The organism is Deltaproteobacteria bacterium (assembly GCA_016177765.1).
Taxonomy (GTDB): domain Bacteria; phylum UBA10199; class UBA10199; order JACPAL01; family JACOUP01; genus JACOUP01.
Map to the genome: position 1 here is coordinate 13,607 of JACOUP010000003.1, position 16,439 is coordinate 30,045.

The window sequence follows — 16,439 nt, forward strand, 5'->3', positions numbered from 1 at the left end:
ATGTCCCAATGCAATCCAGTTAATTCCTGTTGTCCCAGAGTGGCCTTGCCTCCCAGCAGTTCCGACGATTCTTCTGCATCACCAGCTTCATCGGCTCCCGATTCATTCTCATCCGAACCGGCCCCTGATGCCCAACTTGTCAAGGTGATGGGTGGGGGAGGAAGCGGTGGTCCTGAAAATCCGAATCGTCTCTTCCGACTCGTCTCCGGTTTGGAGTACCGGTTCGTTTCTCAGGATGGAGGGGAGCTGGAGTCAATCCCTGCCGACCCGGAACCGGTCTCTTTGGACGATCACCGTCAGGGTGAAAGAGAAGAAATTTTGCGTCTCCTGGATCAGGGTTCTTCGATTGTTGCCGCCCTCGGTTTTCCGGGGGTGGGGAAGACGGTTGTGGCGCGGTACCAGATTGCCCCGCGTTTGAAAGGACAGGGTCAGGCGATAGGCCTTATTGATCTTGATGAGTTGAGTGCAGAAGGTACGATTCCGGATCATTTCTCTGTTCCGCGGCACCGGGGAGTTCTGATTATCGACGAGGCGGTGATTGACCCGAAGGATTGGGAGGATTACGGCGATTTTGCCTCCGGCCTCAGGACATTTGTGGAGGATGGGGGAAAGATCATCCTGATGGGGGCGAACGGTTACTGGTCCCCGGCAAGACAACAGGAATGGCTCGGCTGGGTCGAAAGGGATGTCGGGATCCGGCCGGCCTTCGTGACCTTCAAAATCAAACCATTGAATACCGGGCAGGCGGCCGAATGGCTGGTTCTACCTCATTCGCCGATGACCCCTTCCGATCGGCGTCGCTATGCGGAACTGGTTCTGCGGTGGGTCCCCCCGCATCGGCGTCTTTTGACCGATTTTATCCTTCCGATCAAGATTGCCTCTTATGAAGAAGCGTCCCGGTTTTTTCAAAAAACCTATACGGGAATGGATTTCAGGGAGTTTTTGGCGGAAAACGGGATTCATGCCGATTCGGTTCCTCCGTTTAACGAGCCGTCTGGCAACCCCTCCAGTCCGCCTCCTGTGGAGGGGACCTCCTCGGTACCGGGTACACCCTCAACTCCCTCAATAGCAACGCCTTTTGCCGATCCGTCGGTGGTGTTACCCCTCGCAGTGATGATGGGGCGGCCGGAGTATGAGGTCGCGGCCCGAGAGCTCTCCGTCTTGCTCACTGATCAAGGGGCAGGAGATCCTTTTTCTGTGGCGGTGGTGATCGACCGGTTGACTGCAGGGGCGGGCCGGCTTTCTTCTCCCAGGTTTGGCGAGAGACGACTGGTCGAGATCGACCGGGCCCCTGAAAGGGCAGAGACCCTTCGCCTCCTGGCCCCTTAAGAGTCCTAAACCAGCCCGGCCGCCTTCTTGTTATCTTTTGTATTAAAGATACCGTGGGCTGTCGAGGCTGTCTCTCCGGTGGAGCAGTAGCAATAATTCACATCGATGCCGGCCCCGGCCAGTCTTTGAGAGGCCTCGGCGAGCGACCCGACCCGGAAGGCGAGGTCCGCCATAACAACCTCATTTTCCTCCACCTGGAAGCCGGCCTTTTCCAGCGCCTCTTTCGCCCTGGTGTTGTTGGCGGTCACAATGTGGAAGACCGCATCCTGTTTTTCACCCCAGGCACAGGCCGCCTCAATGTTGACGTTGGCCTCCTTGATCGCCCCACAGGCCTTGGCAAAGGTGCCGACCTTGTTGGGGCAATGGGCCGAGAGCTCCTTGACGATCTTGGCCATAAACACCTCCTTTATAGATAAGGCGGCTTCTACTCCTTTTTATCAGTTTGGCAATCCTTTTTTGTCAGCAGATAAAATACTTAAAAATCAATTGGTTATAAGCGTACCTGGCACAAAAGGGCCTGCTGGTGCCAGGCACCAAATTATCCACTTTATTCAATTATTACAGCAACTAGTTATATTAACTATCGATAATAGAAAGAGAATTTTATATTGCTATGGGGGACCCCAGAGATCCAAAAATTGGTTTGGGAGGCAGACCGACTCCCTTCGTTCCTGCCGATTTCACACCCGATGTCGGTCAAGACGGGCCTGCCTCGCCTGAGGCGACGCAAGACGGGCCGGTTTGTTCTGATGGGGCGGAAGAGGCCACTGTTGCGACCACTTTTGGGCGCTCTCATTTTACACGGGAACCTCCACTCGCTCCGGTTATAGGACTCGTTACCCCCCGTTTTTCAGGAACCGTTCCGAGACAGGTGACAGCGATTGCCAATCCCTCCGGTGAAGCAGAATCACTCAACCGACGTCTTGCTGCGTCCCGCGAGGTGATGCTTCGTTTCCAGCTGGACAGTTTCCGCGGCGCCTTTAGCCCGGAAAATATCCGTCTGGTGGCGAACCTCCTTGTCCAGACCCGCTATTTTGACCAGGAGTCTACCACCGATCAAGCGATGGCGGTCCATACTGAGGTGGAGAAGGGAGGGGCCGTCGGTTTTGCCCGGTTTATTGACGAAATCCTGGAAGACAACCGGGTGATCCACCGGATCGCCGCCGACAAGGATACCCGACTGTTTCTTTCCCTGGTTCCTTGGACCCCGTCAAACGGACTGATCCTCGCCTCTCCGTTCAACAGTTCCCCAGTTCCGGAAAAGGCCCAGGAGGGAGTCTTTGATTCCGTTGTTGGGAGATTCACCGCCGGACCGGGAGAGATAGAAACAGAAACGGATGGCAAGGTTCGGGAGAGGGTTCGTCGATGGTTTGAATATAACCGGTTCCGTTTTGGGAGCGGGCTTGCGGTTTGGCTCCTCCGTCACCTCCCCGACTACTATGGAGCTCGCTACTTTGTCAGCGACCCGGAGCTGGAGGAGAAACTCCTCCCGGCCCGGCGATTTCAGATGCTGGCGGTCAGCCTGGAGCTGATGGCCGGAGAGATCTATGCCACCAAATTTCCGGAGGCGGAAAGGGTGGCCCCCGTTGTCGGGATTGAAGCCCATCCTGCCTTCAAACCGGCCGACCCTTCCTTGGTAACCGTTACCGATGAAATAGATCCTGAAGAAGCCGGCATTGTGGATGGTTCCATTGATCCGGGGGATCAGGAAAGGGTCCATTTTGCCCGTGTCCTGATGCTCCGGGCGCATCTGATGGATATCCGTGATAACCCGACGCCGGGAAATATCGTGCTGGTGGCTGAACTGGTCGGGGCCCAGCGGCTGGTCGAAATGACCGGTGCGGGGGCGGTTTACCGGCCTCAATTCATTTTTGAAAAATCAATAGAGGTGGAGGTGAGGCAGGCGGCGGAGAAGGGAAAATTTGGGGAGATTGTTGACGCCCTGGCGAAAGATCCGGCATTTCTGGCGGTGGCGGCGCAATCGGGGGATTATGCCCGTTTCGTGCCGTGGGCGCCGAGACGTCCCTTGGAACTGCTTGACTCTCCGTTCGGAATCCCACCGATTGATGATGCCGACGAGATTGATGAGATGCTCCGGAGTGTGAAACACGACCTGGTCGAAAGAACCGGGATGAGGGAATCGGTTGTCCAGGAGTGGCTCGACCGGTGGATTGCGGAAACGACTGCCAAGATCGGTATCAATGCCATGCTGGACGTGGTGATCAATCTGCCGGATGTTTATGCCTACCGGCAGGGGGATATCACCCTTGCCGAAGAGGTACATGAGGCGGAAGGTGTGCTGAATTACCCTCCGGTCCTCCGGGTTCTGGATCAGGCGGTTTCTGATCTGAGGCAGATGAAGGAGCGGGGGCGTCTGGTTGGGGATCGTCACCGTGCCTTTTGGAAGAAACCAGTAGCACCGGTGGCTGTTTCCAAAGGGGTCGTCGGTTCAGTCTCGCGCGGTGTGAAAACCTATTATGCCGATCATCCTCCTTGGACCGAGGAAGTTCTCGGACGTCTGAAAGAGGCTCGGGAGGCGATGGTCCGCGCCCAGCTCTCTATTAACGGTTCACCGGTTGATGAAGCGTTGGTGGCTCAAACCGCGGCCGATCAGAAAATGTTTACGACCCTCGTCCCTTGGGCCGAATCCGATAACATTATTCTGAATTCCCCTTTCGGTGTCGCTGTGGAAGCAGATATCGAAGCGGAAAGGTACAACGCCGCTTTGGAATCTTTGGCGGAGCCGGAAGGGGAAGTCTCCGTGTCGGTGCGCAACTGGTTTTCTGGCTGGTACCACGACGCCCGGGTCCGTTTGGGTCCCGGCGCCGCTCTGGCGGTGGCCGAGGTGGTCAGAGAGACCTACCGGGCCGCATTGGATCCTGAGACAGATCCATTCTGGATTGAATCCCTGAAAGAAGGGCTTGTTTATGCCGTCCTTTCCAGCGAGCTGAACAGGGCCGTCCGTCAGTATGCCCAAGCTGTGATGGGGGTAGGAGATGAGAAAGTTTCAGTTGTTGTCCCTCTTTCGCCGGGAAGGGCGAGAGAAATTCGTTCTCCCCTGGTTCGATCAGGGGTCAGTGCCGACCCACGAACCGGGTCATTGGGGCCTTCGCGCCGGGAGATAACCCCTCCACCGGATGACGGGGGCGATTTTACACCGGTCGCGCGCGGGGCTCTTCCAGCCTTGGCAGTTCCCTCTCAATGGCGTCCCGGTGGTTTGCATCGGTCAATGCCCCGCCTGGAGAGGGAAAGTTCTGGACCGAGACCGGGGGTTGGCCGCAGTATCAGTCATCCGGCACGACGACCGGCCGGCCTTGCCGGCAACCGTCGGCGGCTTCCCCGTGCGGGAGGAATTTCCGGAGGCGGGGGGGACAGGCCGTCCTCACCGGGGGTTGTTGCGAGAGAGATCCTCCTGGTGATCCGTTCCACCCCGGAACCGACCGGTTCCATGCCGGGCGACAGGCAGGAAACCGTGAGACGCTCCTTTGATTCTTTCGACCGGGCCATCGCGACCAACCTGGGGACACCGTTGGACCGGACGGTGAGACAAGAAGCGGCCAGACTGATTCTTAACAAGGTTGTTCGTATCGTCCGTCCTTACGTTTTGAGCCAAAGAGGTGTTATTGAAAACCTGGGTCGTTTGGTAGCGATCGAGATTGGGATCCTGGGGGGTCAAGACCTTGCGACTTTGGCCCATTGTGGCGTCTTGAGAAAGATTTCAGCGTCGGAGATACTGCGCTTGAGGGAGCAATACGGTTCCATTATCCTGAACATTGCGATTCGGGAACCGGATCCCCATCAAATCAAGAAGAGGGCGGCGGAACTCAAAGGGGCCCGCGAAGCGGCAGAGGCCTACGTCAGGAGTATTGAAGGGGGGCGGTACGGTTTTATTGCCAGGTCAATCGCCAGCGGCGCCTTCGGCTCGCCGGATCCTGTTACCCGTGCCGAACAACTCCTGAAAAATTACCAGGCGGTCTTGACCTTTGTTCGTCGTCGCGGCGCCCAGTTTGTAGGATTCGAGGAAACCATGGCCCAGTCGTCTTTTATTGCTGAAGACGAAGAGGCAGCGGTGGCCAAGGCGGGGCGTTCACTCAACCGTTATCAGTATGCCGAGCGGTTTGTAGAAAGGTACCGTGGCGGTTCATATGCCCACCTCAAGGGGACACTGGCCGGTCTTTGCATCATGGTTGCTGGCGAGAAAAAGGCAACGGCCAGACTGCAATGGAAGGAAGACAAGAGACGGATCCGTCAGGTGATCAAGGCGTATCTGGAGGCGTATGACTCTGCTTTAAGGTTTGCCACGAACTATCGTTCCCGGCGTTATGAACATATCGCCCCGACGGCGGCAAAGGAGGCGATGACTGCGGGATCGGTCAAAAATCCGGCCGGTCTTAAAGAGGCGGCGGTCAGAAGGACTCATGCCTTCTTGAGGGGGTATGATCGGGTCTTGACCTTTGCCAAGAGGTATAAGGGGGGGCGGGATAGGCAAACGGCGCAGTCGGTGGCCGACAAGTCTTTTTCTTTCAGGGATCCGATTGGGGCGGCGCGGAAGATGTTGGATAATTATGATGCCGTTTATCGGTGGGCCTGGGAGAATGGCTGGCAGACTTACGCCGGCACGATTGCGGGAAACTGCCTGACCGAACGGAATGAGGGGGCGGCAATCACCAAGGCAGGACGGATCGCCTCCACTTTTGACAAGGGAGATTGGCCTGGTCCTGATGGCCCTCCCAATCGCCGGCGTCGGGGAGGGAGGGGCCGAAGAGCGGACCATGGTTTTGTTGGCGGGGGCCGGGGTTTGGGTCAGGATCGGAGGAGAGGGGAGGGGCCGCAGGCCTTGGGTGGTTCTTCCGGGGTTGTTTCTTACCCCACATTTGGCGCCGTTTGTCTTGAACCAACCCCTTCGATCAGCACTGCCGAATTGGCTTTTCCTGATGAGCCGATTGCCGGGGTTATCGATCTTCTTCCCCCTGAAGATCGCGTCATTGTGGAGCAGGCTTCTGATCCTCGGGCGGCGGTGACCCGCTTTTTGGAGGAGAGGGGGATTCCGTTCGAGACGATCGGACTTGAGGGGGCAAGAGTTTTACTTCTGGAACAGGTTCGTGGCGAACCGTTTCACCCCGGCCTTGGCTTGGAACGAGGGGCCCGCGAACTCCGCGGCGAAACCACCCGGGGCGCCGAGCTGGGGCGTGTTCTGCAGTTCCCCCTCATTCCTTAGAAAAGGTACCGGGTACCTTTTGGCCGAAAGGTGCCAGGTACCGAATGGTACGAAATTCGTACCCACAGTTTCAAAATCGAACGGTTCAGTCAGCCTATTAGAAATTATGGGGTCCTGTATGTGGCACGTTATTTGCTTTGATATGGGGCATGCCGAGACCTCATCGGGTTATAGGAACTGACATTAGTTATCACGTTATAGCGAGATGCAATAACGAAGAGTTCCTTTTTAAGGAAAAAGAGGATTTTAGAGGGTACCTTCAATCGTTATCTGACGCTATGGAGCAGCATAAATTTGAATTAAACAGTTACGTTCTTATGAGTAATCATGTTCATCTTATTGTGACGACGAGGAACGGTTGTGGTATTGATAAGATCATTCATGCGGCACATCTTCCCTTTGCTAAGAAATATAACAAAAGGAGGAATCGTAAGGGTCATTTTTGGAGAGATCGGTTCAAAAGTATTGTTATCGATGATGATCTTTATGCCTTAACTTGCATGAGATATATAGATAGGAACCCTCTCAGGGCAGGGATTGTAAAAGGAATGGGGGATTGGTTGTGGAGTTCGTATAGGTTTTATGCCTTTGGAGAACCAAATAATCTTATAACACCGCTTCCTTCATATCTCGGATTGGGTTCTCATCAGCGAAAAAGAGAGGTAATCTATAAGATGCTTGGTTGTTTAGAGGCTGGTCTTAGGCTTGATGAAGAAAAAAAGTTCTTTTCTGGCCCGTTAAAACCAGGATCTCGTCAATTTAAAGGTTTGAAGGAAAAAATTGTGACAGATCTTATCTTTGAGGTTCTTAGAAAGGTACCCGGTACCTTTTAGCTAAAAGGTACCGGGTACCGATGGAGTCGAAGCAAGAAGTAGAAAGAAACTGGTAGGTCTTTATAAGGTTTGTAACAAGGATTCTCTCTCACCACCCGAAAGGGAGTTTGTGGTTCGATAGTCTTCTCGATAATGAATCCAGCCTCTAATAAGGCATTGATATAAGCCGATAACGGCCTAGAAAAGTTCTCTAGCCGGATTGATTCTCTACTATTTCTATAAATTTCAGTGATTTTTTTCTCTGAAAAGTACCTCTCAAAATCTTTGACGGTTTTGTTCCCAGCCCTTAAATATTGACCAAGACTGTAAAAGGGGTGAAGGACCCCAACAATCAGGGTAGAATTCTTGTGGAACTGTCTCGCAATATTTTTACAGGCTACAAACAGATTTTCGATTTCATTGAGGACAAAATTGCAGATGGCAACATCAAAAGGAGTCTCGTCCAGAACAAATTTTTTGGTGATATCTCCCTGAATGAGCCTAACGTTTTGGGGTAATCTTGTTTTGGCGATGCTCAACAACTCACTTGATTTGTCAATCCCAACGACTATTCGCGGTTTCTTTCTCAAAAGATGCGGGATGAGAAAACCATTGCCTGTCCCAATATCGAGGACTTTCTTGCCGCGGATACTGGGTAGGAGGCCAAGAATGGTAGGGAGCATTACAAGGCGGCGGTAGGGATCGCCTTTGTATTGGCCGATGATTCTGTCCCACAAAGAGGCATCCATAAACTTGGGTACCTGGTACCATTTGGCCAAAAGGTACCCGGTACCTTTTACAGCCTTTCGATGAGGGTCGCGACGGCCATCCCGAGACCGGTACACAAAGTAACAAGGCCGTATCGTTTGTCGGTCCGTTCGAGTTCATCCAAAACTGTTCCGACCAGCATCGCCCCGGTCGCCCCGATCGGGTGACCCAAGGCAATCGCGCCACCATTTACGTTTAACTTTTTCCAATCGGCCCCTTCGGTTTTCAAATCATGGAGCCAGGCCATCGGGACCGGGGCAAACGCCTCATTGACCTCGTAGAGATCAACCTGTTTTAGGGAAAGCCCCGCTTTTTGCAAAACCTTGCGGGTGCAAGGGATCGGTCCCAAGAGCATCAGGATCGGGTCATCCCCGACCTGGGCGGTAGCGAGAACCCGGCCGCGCGATTTGAGCCCGTTCTTTTTGACCGCTTTTTCAGAAGCGAGGAGAATAGCCCCGGCCCCGTCAACAATCCCTGAAGAGTTACCGGCATGGATCACTCCATCCGGCTTGAAGACCGGTTTGAGGTTGGCGAGGGAGTCCGCTGTGGTCTGCGGCCGCATATGTTCATCCTTTTCAAACAGGAACTCTTTCCCATCTTGGGTCTTGGCCTTGATCGGAATGATTCCCTTGGCAAAATGCCTCTCTTCCCAGGCCTGACCGGCCCGCCTTTGGGATTCAGCGGAATATTCATCCAGGGCCCGACGGGAAAAATGATAGCGGTCCGCGATCATCTCGGCCGAGATCCCCTGCGAGACCATGTTGGGAAATCTCTTGTCCAGTTCCGACCCTTCCATCTTGAACTCAATCACCATCGGGACACGGGTCATATGTTCCACCCCACCGGCAATCACCAAATCCTCCTGCCCCGCCATGACGGCATGAGAGGCCGCCATCACGGCATTCAGGCCGGAACCGCAAAAACGGTTTACCGTGTAACCGGGGACCTCAATCGGGAGCCCCGCCGCAAGGACCGCTTCGCGTCCGATCACGTTATCCTGCTCTCCCCGCTGGGAGACACAGCCGTAAATCACGTCATCAATCGTCTTAGGATCTATTCTTGTCCTTTCAACCAGCGCCCGAATCGGAGCGGCGGCCAAATCAATCGGGTGGACGAGAGAAAGCGAACCGTTTCTTTTCCCCCTCGGGGTACGAACGGCATCGATAATGTAGGCTTCTTCACTCATATCCCCTCCTAACCTCCCCTTACCTTAAGGGGAGGGAATTTTCCCCGGATTCTGTGGACAACTTCATCTCTAAACCATAACTCCCTCTTTGAGAAACCGACTTCACAGGTGCGAGAGCGAAATGCACAAAAAGAAGGCAAAAAAATTATCCACAACTGTGGATAACCCTGTGAATATTAATGTATGGTAATGTATTTTGATAATCGCACCCCAAGCGTCTCATACCGCTTCTCTTCCTTTTTAATATGCAGAAAATGCTGAAACTTCTTTTTAAATGGCGGGTGGATCTCCTCGATAATCCCCAGATCCTTGAAAAATGACAGGGCGTTTCTAAGATTGAAGGCAGAGAGCGATTCACGGTATTTTACCTTCTCCTTGAGAAGGAGAAGAAGCCCTTTGCCCCTCAAATAGTTGACCAGTTCCTTTTCCTCCACCGTTTTCCCAAAAAAACCGTTCAACCCCTTCCAGGCAATGAAGTACGATTCAAAATAATTTTGCAGGATCCGGCTCATCGGTTCGATCGCCCTGGAACCGGTTTCCGTGAGTGTTACCTGATTATCGGCAACCTTGAGCCACTCTTCCTTTTCAAAGAAAACCAGAACTTTTTCCAGATGGTCCTTGATCGGGTGGCGGCGGCTGAAGGTAAATTCGTGGCGGAACATCTCCTGCAGGGAACGGAACTCCTTTTCCACATCACTCAAGAGAAGCTGGTTTTTCCCGATCGTGCAGAGGATGGTGGAAAGACAGGAAAGGGAGATGAAAAAATGGATGGAGCTGTTTTTGTAGTAATCAAGGAGCGGTCGCCGCAGTTCCTCCACCACGTAAAAGGTCCCTTCTTCGTCGTGGTACTGACGGATCATGCCGGCATTGAGGTATTTGTTCAACGCCTCACGAACGGCCCCTTTTCTATTTTTTAGCAACGGTTCGGAGAGCCGGCATCCCGTGGGTGAAGCAACCTTGGGTGAATCACCCTTGGGTGGATCACCCTTGGTGGCGAGGTACCGGATATAAAAATCGATCTTCTCTTCGATAGAGGAGGCCGGGACCGCCTTTTGGTGGTGGCTCAAGAGGGCCATCGCCGTCAGGGCGGTAGCGGTGGCGACGGTCACCTTGTTGATGCCGTAAGTGACCTGCAGGGCGACCTGTTCCGTCAGGTTCTTCCTGTCCTCGGTGCCGATCTCTTCGGCCAGTTCTTTCAGCGAGAGCGGCTCGGAAAACTGGATGTAGACCTTACCGGTTCTTCTCTTCAAGTATTGGCGGAGAGAAAAAAGACTGCTGACATTTTCATCCTTTTTGCTCCCCCCTTCCTGTTCGCGGATGTAACTCTTTTCTTCGAGGACCGATTCATAGGTGAAAGAGGTGGGGACCAGAATAACGTCCGGTGCCGCCCCTTCCAAATAGGCCTGAATCACATAGGAGAGGATTCCCATCCGGGGGCGCAGCAATTTTCCGGTCCGGCTCCGGGTCCCTTCGATAAATAATTCGATCAGGGCGTTTTCAGAGATGATATACTTGATGTAGGCCTTGAGGGCGGCGGAGTAGAGTTTGTATCCTTCGAAAGACCTCCGGATGAAAAAAGCGCCGCCCCGCCTGAAAATCGGTCCGATCGGCCAGAAGTTAAGGTTGATGCCGCCGCAGACAAGCGGCATCGGGAGCCTCCGGTAGTAAAAGATGTAGGAAAGGAGGAGATAGTCGGTATGGCTCCGATGGTTCGGGATGAAAAGGATCGGGGCCTTTCCCACCTTGTTCCGCAGTCGCTCGATCCCTTCTTCATCCACATTCAGTCCTTCATAGATCTTGTTGAAGACCCAGCTGAGGAGGATGTCCCAGAGGGGAAAGGAAAGGTAGTTGAGCTCAGAGGCGATCTCTCTTAAATGATCCGCCACCTTCTTTTCCATTTCCACCGGAGAAAAGCCGGTTTCCTGGGAATATTGTTGCAGTGTTGTTTGGAGAGAGGGGTCTTGGAGCAGTTTTTCAACGACTTTATGCCGGGACTCCGGTGGAGGGCCGGGGATCTCCCTCATCCGGCTCCTGAGGTAGTTTTCAATGCCAAACAGGAACTTGCCGGGGAGATGCGCCAGGAAGGATAAGGTCTGGCGGGCTGACTGATAGATCTTTACCCCCACCTTTTCCCAGAAAGAGCGGCTTTCGTCCATGGTGGTGAACCGTATCTTATTGACGATACCGTGGCAATAAAATATCGCTTCACCATGCCCTCCGCAATCCAGCTTCTTTCGGATTCCCTCATTTCCAAAATCGCCGCCGGTGAGGTTGTGGAGAGGCCTTCTTCTGTCGTGAAGGAACTGGTGGAAAATGCCCTCGATGCCGGGGCGACGGAGATTTCGGTGGAGGTGGAAAAAGGGGGGCGATCCCTCATTTTTGTAGGGGATAATGGCGGCGGAATGTCGGCGGAAGATCTGGGGTTGGCGGTTCAACGCCATGCCACAAGCAAGATCCATGACGAAAAAGACCTCTTTGCCATCCGGTCTCTCGGATTTCGGGGAGAGGCCCTCGCCGCGATTGCGGCTATTTCTTTCTTGAGGATTGAAAGCCGCAAGGAGGGAGAAGAGGTCGGAAATTTTATCGAGCTGGAAGGGGGACAAACCACCAGGGAGGGAAAAGCCTCTTTGCCTGCCGGAACAAGGATCCAGGTTCGACAACTTTTTTACAATACGCCGGCCCGCCTGAAATTTTTAAAATCGCCGGAGACGGAGGCGCTTCATATCAAGAATGTTCTGGAGGCGTATGCCCTTTCGTACCCGGAGACTGCCTTTGTTTTTCGTCGTGACGGCCGCGAGGAACTCACCTTGAAACGGGGGGAATCTCTGGAGGAGAGGATCCGTTCGTTGCTGGGTGAGGAAATTGCCGGATCTCTTTTTCCATTCCAGGGGACCGTCTCCTCCCTGGAGATTTCAGGGTACTGTTCCTCGCCGGAATTAAATTCCTCGACGACCCGTTCCCTCTTCTTTTTCGTGAACGGCCGCTATGTGAAGGACAGGACCCTCCAGCATGCAGTCCTCTCTTCCTATGAAAACCTTTTGATGAAGGGGCGTTTCCCCTGGGCGGTTCTCTATCTTCAGATCCCTCCAGGACAGGTGGACGTGAATGTCCACCCGACCAAGGCAGAGGTCCGGTTTGCCAATGGCTCGGTGGTGCATGACGGAGTGCGGGAGGTGATTCGGAAAAAATTGAGCGAGAGGCCGTGGCAGACCTCACCCCTGACCCCTCTCCTTAGTAAGGAGAGGGGTGCCGAAGGCGGGGAGAGGTCTGACCCCGCGGTCACCCTCCCCTTAATCCCCTCCCATCAAGGGAGGGGGACTCAATTTCACTTCACCCAAACCGCTTACGGTTCCCTTCAGGTGATTGGGCAGGTTCATGGGACCTATCTTGTCTGTGAATCGGCCGACAATCTTGTCTTGATCGACCAGCATGCCGCACACGAACGGATCGGTTTTGAAAAACTCAAAAAACAGTACGAGGGCCAGGGTGGTTCACCCAAGGGTGATTCACCCAAGGGTGGTTCACCCAAGGGGATCGAAAGCCAAAGACTCCTGATCCCGGAGAATATCGACCTGGCACCATCCGAAACCGCCCTCCTGAAAAAATATTCGGACGAGCTTCACACCTTCGGGTTGGATGTCGATTTTTTTGGTGGCAACACCTTTGTGATCCGTGCCATTCCGGCGCTTCTGAACGGGGCTGATTACCCGGCACTGATCCAGGATCTGGTCGCTGAGATTGCGACCTTTGAAAAACTGACCCCGCTTCAAGAGAAGTTCCACGAAGTACTGGAGAGGATCGCCTGCCACCGTCAGGTGAGGGCAGGGGATCGTTTGTCGTCTCTCGAGATTCAGGCCCTCCTTCGGGACCTGGAAGGGATCCCCTTTTCTTCCAACTGCCCGCATGGCCGACCGGTCGGGATTGAGATTTCGTGGAAAGAGCTTGAAAAAGGGTTTCGGAGGAGACTCTGATTCATGGTTCGACTTGGCTCACCATGTTCGAGTCTGATGTCACTTATCGTCCTTTGTGGCCCGACCGCCACCGGCAAAACCAAACTGGCGCTTGAACTGGCAGAACGTCTGGGCGCCGAGATCATCAGCGCCGATTCCGGGCAGGTTTATCGGGGACTGGATATCGGCACCGCCAAACCGACCCCGGAAGAGAGAAAAAAGATCCCGCATCATCTGATTGATCTGATCGAACCGCCTGAATCCTTTTCCGCACCCCTCTTTGCTAAAAAGGCAGATGCGGCTCTTCAGGAGATCTCTTCCCGCGGAAAGAGATCTCTTCTCGTTGGGGGTACCGGTCTTTACATCCGGGTCTTTCTCGAAGGGATTTTTGAGGGACCGGCACGAAATGAAGAATACCGGAAAAAACTGGAGCTTTTGAAAAAGGAGAAAGGGAATGGTTTTCTCCATCAGGAATTAAAACGAGTGGATCCCAAGGCGGCCGAGAAAATTCATCCGAATGACCCGCAACGGATCGTCCGGGCGCTGGAGGTTTTTCACCTGACGGGGAAGCCGATTTCAGAGTGGTGGGAGGCGAGTAGGGGCGCTACTCGCCGCGCCCCTACACTAAAAATCGGCCTGACGTTAGAGAGAGAAGAGTTGTACCGCCGGATCAACGAACGGGTTCTGAAGATGATCAATGCCGGTTGGATCGGGGAGGTGGAGGGGATTATCCAAAAATGGGGGAGTAATATTCCACCCCTCAAACTGGTTGGGTATCGGGAGATTGCCGAATATCTGAAAGGGAAAAGGGGAAAGGAGGAAACGATTTCCCGGATCCAACAGAAAACCAGGAATTATGCCAAACGCCAGTTGACCTGGTTCCGGGCGGACAAAGAAATTCGCTGGATGAATCTCTCTGAAATAACGGAGGGTTTTATCCGCAACAGTTTCTTGACAAGATGAGCAACTTGGTTAATATTCGGCGACCCAATTTTTGGAAAATTCTATGCCCGCAGAGAGCACCATCCCGGAGAGTCAGACACTGGCCAAGGTCAAGCCGGAGGATCGGGCCAATCTTTGGACGCGCCGCGAGTTTTTTGGTTTTGCCGGCTGGGGGGCGTTCCTTTCCGCCATCGGTATCGGACTCCTTTCCTTTTTAAGGATGCTCTACCCCAGGGTTCTTTTTGAGCCGGACCCCACCTTTAAGGCGGGAAAAATCGAGGATTTTGTTGTGGGGGAGGTAAGCGAGAAGTATAAGGAGGAGCAACGGGTCTGGATCGTCCGGGAAGAAGAAAAGATCTACGCCATTCAGGCGATCTGCACCCACCTTGGTTGCACCCCGCGATGGCTTCCGTTGGAAAACAAATTCAAATGTCCCTGTCATGGGAGTGGCTTTGATAAAGGGGGGGTCAATTTTGAAGGGCCGGCGCCGCGCCCTCTGGAAAGACTGAAAGTGACTCTGGACGAAGAACAGAATCTGGTGGTGGACAAGAGCCAGAAATTCCTTTGGGAAAAGGGGGAGTGGGAAGACCCCGATTCCTTTGTAAAGGTTTAATATGACACTTAAAGAAAAACTCCTTCATCAGTACGAACAGGTCAGGCTGGTGGTGATCAACTCCACCGTTTGGAAGTCTGTCTTCCGTCACGGTTATAAGGATACTCCTCGCAATCGGGTTCTGATGACCGCCTCCAACGTCTTTTTACACCTCCATCCCTCCAAGGTCCGGCGGCACGGGATCAAAATCTCCTATACCTGGTGTGCTGGCGGGCTCACTTTTCTGATATTTTTGGTGACGGTCGTGACCGGTGTCATCCTGATGTTCTACTACCGGCCGGTGGCCGAATATGCCTACATCGATATGAAGTATCTGGAATTTGACATCCCATTCGGGATGGTCATGCGGAATATGCACCGGTGGGCGGCCCATGCGATGGTGATCCTGGTGATGCTCCATATGTTCCGCGTCTTTCTAACCGGTTCCTACAAGCCGCCGCGCGAGTTTAACTGGGTCGTTGGTGTGGTCCTGCTCGTCCTGACCTTTCTTCTCTCCTTCACCGGGTATTTGCTCCCGTGGGACCAGCTCTCGGTTTGGGCGGTCACCGTCGGGACCAACATGGCCAGGGCGACGCCGCTCCTTGGCCACGAAGGACCGATGGCCGAACAGGTTCGGGCCCTGACAGGCGACCTGGTAGCGACGCCCCGCTACGATGCCCGTTCCCTGTTAACGGCTGGCACAGTTGTGGGGGCCCCGACCCTTTTGCGGTTTTATGTCTTGCACTGCATTTTCATCCCGATTGCGGCCGCCGTCCTGATGATTGTTCATTTTTGGAGGGTGCGAAAAGATGGTGGCATTTCAGGGCCCCTATAAATTATGGCCGATTTAAGGAAAAAAGAAGGAAAAATTGTCCCTGCCTCGTCGCTCACCTCGGACAAGATCCATTGTTGGCCTTTCCTTGTTCGTGTCGAGTTTATTGTCGGCTTGGCCACCCTGATCTTTCTGACAGCCTGGTCACTCCTCCTGGATGCCCCGCTGGAGGAACCGGCCAATACCTCACGGACCCCCAACCCTTCCAAGGCCCCCTGGTATTTTCTGGGTCTGCAGGAGATGTTGGTCTATTTTGATCCCTGGATCGCCGGTGTGGTTTTGCCAAGCCTCATCATTGTCGGTCTCATGGTGATCCCTTACGTCGATATCAATCCAAAGGGGAACGGCTACTACACTATTCGAGAACGCCCCTTTGCCGTCGGGATGTACGCCTTCGGGTTTCTCATCCTCTGGATCTTTCTGATCTTTGTCGGTGTTTTCTTGCGTGGGCCCGGCTGGAACTTTTTCATGCCTTGGGAACATTGGGACCCTCATAAAGTCGTGGCACTCACCAACATTGATCTGAACATCTGGGTGGCCCAGACCTTCGGCCTCGATTTCCTGAGGGGTCCCGTTTGGGGGATGCTCCTCGGCCTGGGCCTGATTGGTGGCTACTATTCAACGGCGGCGCTTGTTTATAAATTAAAAGCGAAGACAAACAAGGTGATTGGCGAGCTGGGGCCAGTTCGTTACGGGATTGTCGCCTTCCTCTTTTTAACAATGATGGCGTTGCCGATCAAGATGGTTCTCCGCTGGACCCTGAACATCAAATATGTCTGTGTCATCCCCTGGTTAGGAATTAACATCTGA

The 16,439-nt window shown here is 53.8% G+C and carries 12 protein-coding genes; 8 read left to right on the forward strand and 4 right to left on the reverse strand.

What is annotated here, in order from left to right:
- A complete protein-coding gene (locus HYS22_01530; protein MBI1908835.1) occupies nt 1-1,329 on the forward strand; it encodes a hypothetical protein in 1,329 nt (442 codons plus the stop codon).
- A 5-nt stretch (nt 1,330-1,334) separates the two neighbouring features.
- Here HYS22_01530 and HYS22_01535 read toward each other — a convergent pair whose 3' ends face one another.
- On the reverse strand, nt 1,335-1,724 hold the full coding sequence (locus tag HYS22_01535; GenBank protein MBI1908836.1) for a hypothetical protein: 390 nt from the start codon (nt 1,722-1,724) through the stop codon (nt 1,335-1,337).
- 218 nt (nt 1,725-1,942) lie between these two features.
- Between HYS22_01535 and HYS22_01540 the strand changes: the two genes are divergently transcribed.
- Nucleotides 1,943-6,547, forward strand: a complete 4,605-nt coding sequence (locus HYS22_01540; protein MBI1908837.1) for a hypothetical protein — start codon at nt 1,943-1,945, stop codon at nt 6,545-6,547.
- A gap of 149 nt (nt 6,548-6,696) precedes the next feature.
- Nucleotides 6,697-7,380 carry a transposase gene (locus tag HYS22_01545; GenBank protein ID MBI1908838.1) on the forward strand — a complete coding sequence of 228 codons (684 nt, stop codon included), beginning with the start codon at nt 6,697-6,699 and terminating at the stop codon, nt 7,378-7,380.
- Here HYS22_01545 and HYS22_01550 read toward each other — a convergent pair.
- From HYS22_01550 to HYS22_01560, 3 genes are all read right to left on the reverse strand, one after another.
- Nucleotides 7,377-8,138, reverse strand: coding sequence for a class I SAM-dependent methyltransferase (locus tag HYS22_01550; protein ID MBI1908839.1), 762 nt, complete (start codon nt 8,136-8,138; stop codon nt 7,377-7,379). The genes HYS22_01545 and HYS22_01550 overlap by 4 nt on opposite strands.
- 17 nt (nt 8,139-8,155) lie before the next feature.
- Nucleotides 8,156-9,313 (reverse strand): thiolase family protein, encoded by a 1,158-nt coding sequence (locus HYS22_01555; protein MBI1908840.1) that lies wholly within the window; start codon nt 9,311-9,313, stop codon nt 8,156-8,158.
- Between the two features lie 176 nt (nt 9,314-9,489).
- The gene (locus HYS22_01560) at nt 9,490-11,469 is read right to left on the reverse strand and encodes a 1-acyl-sn-glycerol-3-phosphate acyltransferase (GenBank protein MBI1908841.1); all 1,980 of its coding nucleotides are present in this window, start codon (nt 11,467-11,469) and stop codon (nt 9,490-9,492) included.
- A 54-nt stretch (nt 11,470-11,523) separates the two neighbouring features.
- On the opposite strand from HYS22_01560, the gene mutL reads away from it, so the two are divergent.
- The 5 genes from mutL to HYS22_01585 are packed head-to-tail and all read left to right on the forward strand — an operon-like array spanning nt 11,524 to nt 16,439.
- On the forward strand, nt 11,524-13,284 hold the full coding sequence (mutL, locus tag HYS22_01565) for a DNA mismatch repair endonuclease MutL (GenBank protein ID MBI1908842.1): 1,761 nt from the start codon (nt 11,524-11,526) through the stop codon (nt 13,282-13,284).
- Between the two features lie 36 nt (nt 13,285-13,320).
- A complete protein-coding gene (gene miaA / locus HYS22_01570) occupies nt 13,321-14,226 on the forward strand; it encodes a tRNA (adenosine(37)-N6)-dimethylallyltransferase MiaA (protein MBI1908843.1) in 906 nt (301 codons plus the stop codon).
- A 43-nt stretch (nt 14,227-14,269) separates the two neighbouring features.
- A complete protein-coding gene (locus HYS22_01575; protein MBI1908844.1) occupies nt 14,270-14,818 on the forward strand; it encodes a Rieske 2Fe-2S domain-containing protein in 549 nt (182 codons plus the stop codon).
- A gap of 1 nt (nt 14,819) precedes the next feature.
- Complete coding sequence (locus tag HYS22_01580; GenBank protein MBI1908845.1) at nt 14,820-15,632, forward strand: cytochrome b N-terminal domain-containing protein; 813 nt, start codon at nt 14,820-14,822, stop codon at nt 15,630-15,632.
- A gap of 3 nt (nt 15,633-15,635) precedes the next feature.
- Nucleotides 15,636-16,439: a cytochrome C gene (locus HYS22_01585; protein MBI1908846.1), complete on the forward strand. Its 804-nt coding sequence runs from the start codon at nt 15,636-15,638 to the stop codon at nt 16,437-16,439.

What these genes read in the sequence shown, in the direction of transcription:
- HYS22_01575 (MBI1908844.1), top strand. Translation starts at nt 14,270, where the DNA reads ATGCCCGCAGAGAGCACCATCCCGGAGAGTCAGACACTGGCCAAGGTC.
- HYS22_01545 (MBI1908838.1), top strand. Translation starts at nt 6,697, where the DNA reads ATGCCGAGACCTCATCGGGTTATAGGAACTGACATTAGTTATCACGTT.
- HYS22_01555 (MBI1908840.1), bottom strand. Translation starts at nt 9,313, where the DNA reads ATGAGTGAAGAAGCCTACATTATCGATGCCGTTCGTACCCCGAGGGGG.
- HYS22_01535 (MBI1908836.1), bottom strand. Translation starts at nt 1,724, where the DNA reads ATGGCCAAGATCGTCAAGGAGCTCTCGGCCCATTGCCCCAACAAGGTC.
- HYS22_01585 (MBI1908846.1), top strand. Translation starts at nt 15,636, where the DNA reads ATGGCCGATTTAAGGAAAAAAGAAGGAAAAATTGTCCCTGCCTCGTCG.
- HYS22_01530 (MBI1908835.1), top strand. Translation starts at nt 1, where the DNA reads ATGTCCCAATGCAATCCAGTTAATTCCTGTTGTCCCAGAGTGGCCTTG.
- mutL (MBI1908842.1), top strand. Translation starts at nt 11,524, where the DNA reads ATGCCCTCCGCAATCCAGCTTCTTTCGGATTCCCTCATTTCCAAAATC.
- HYS22_01540 (MBI1908837.1), top strand. Translation starts at nt 1,943, where the DNA reads ATGGGGGACCCCAGAGATCCAAAAATTGGTTTGGGAGGCAGACCGACT.
- HYS22_01580 (MBI1908845.1), top strand. Translation starts at nt 14,820, where the DNA reads ATGACACTTAAAGAAAAACTCCTTCATCAGTACGAACAGGTCAGGCTG.
- miaA (MBI1908843.1), top strand. Translation starts at nt 13,321, where the DNA reads ATGTCACTTATCGTCCTTTGTGGCCCGACCGCCACCGGCAAAACCAAA.
- HYS22_01560 (MBI1908841.1), bottom strand. Translation starts at nt 11,469, where the DNA reads ATGGACGAAAGCCGCTCTTTCTGGGAAAAGGTGGGGGTAAAGATCTAT.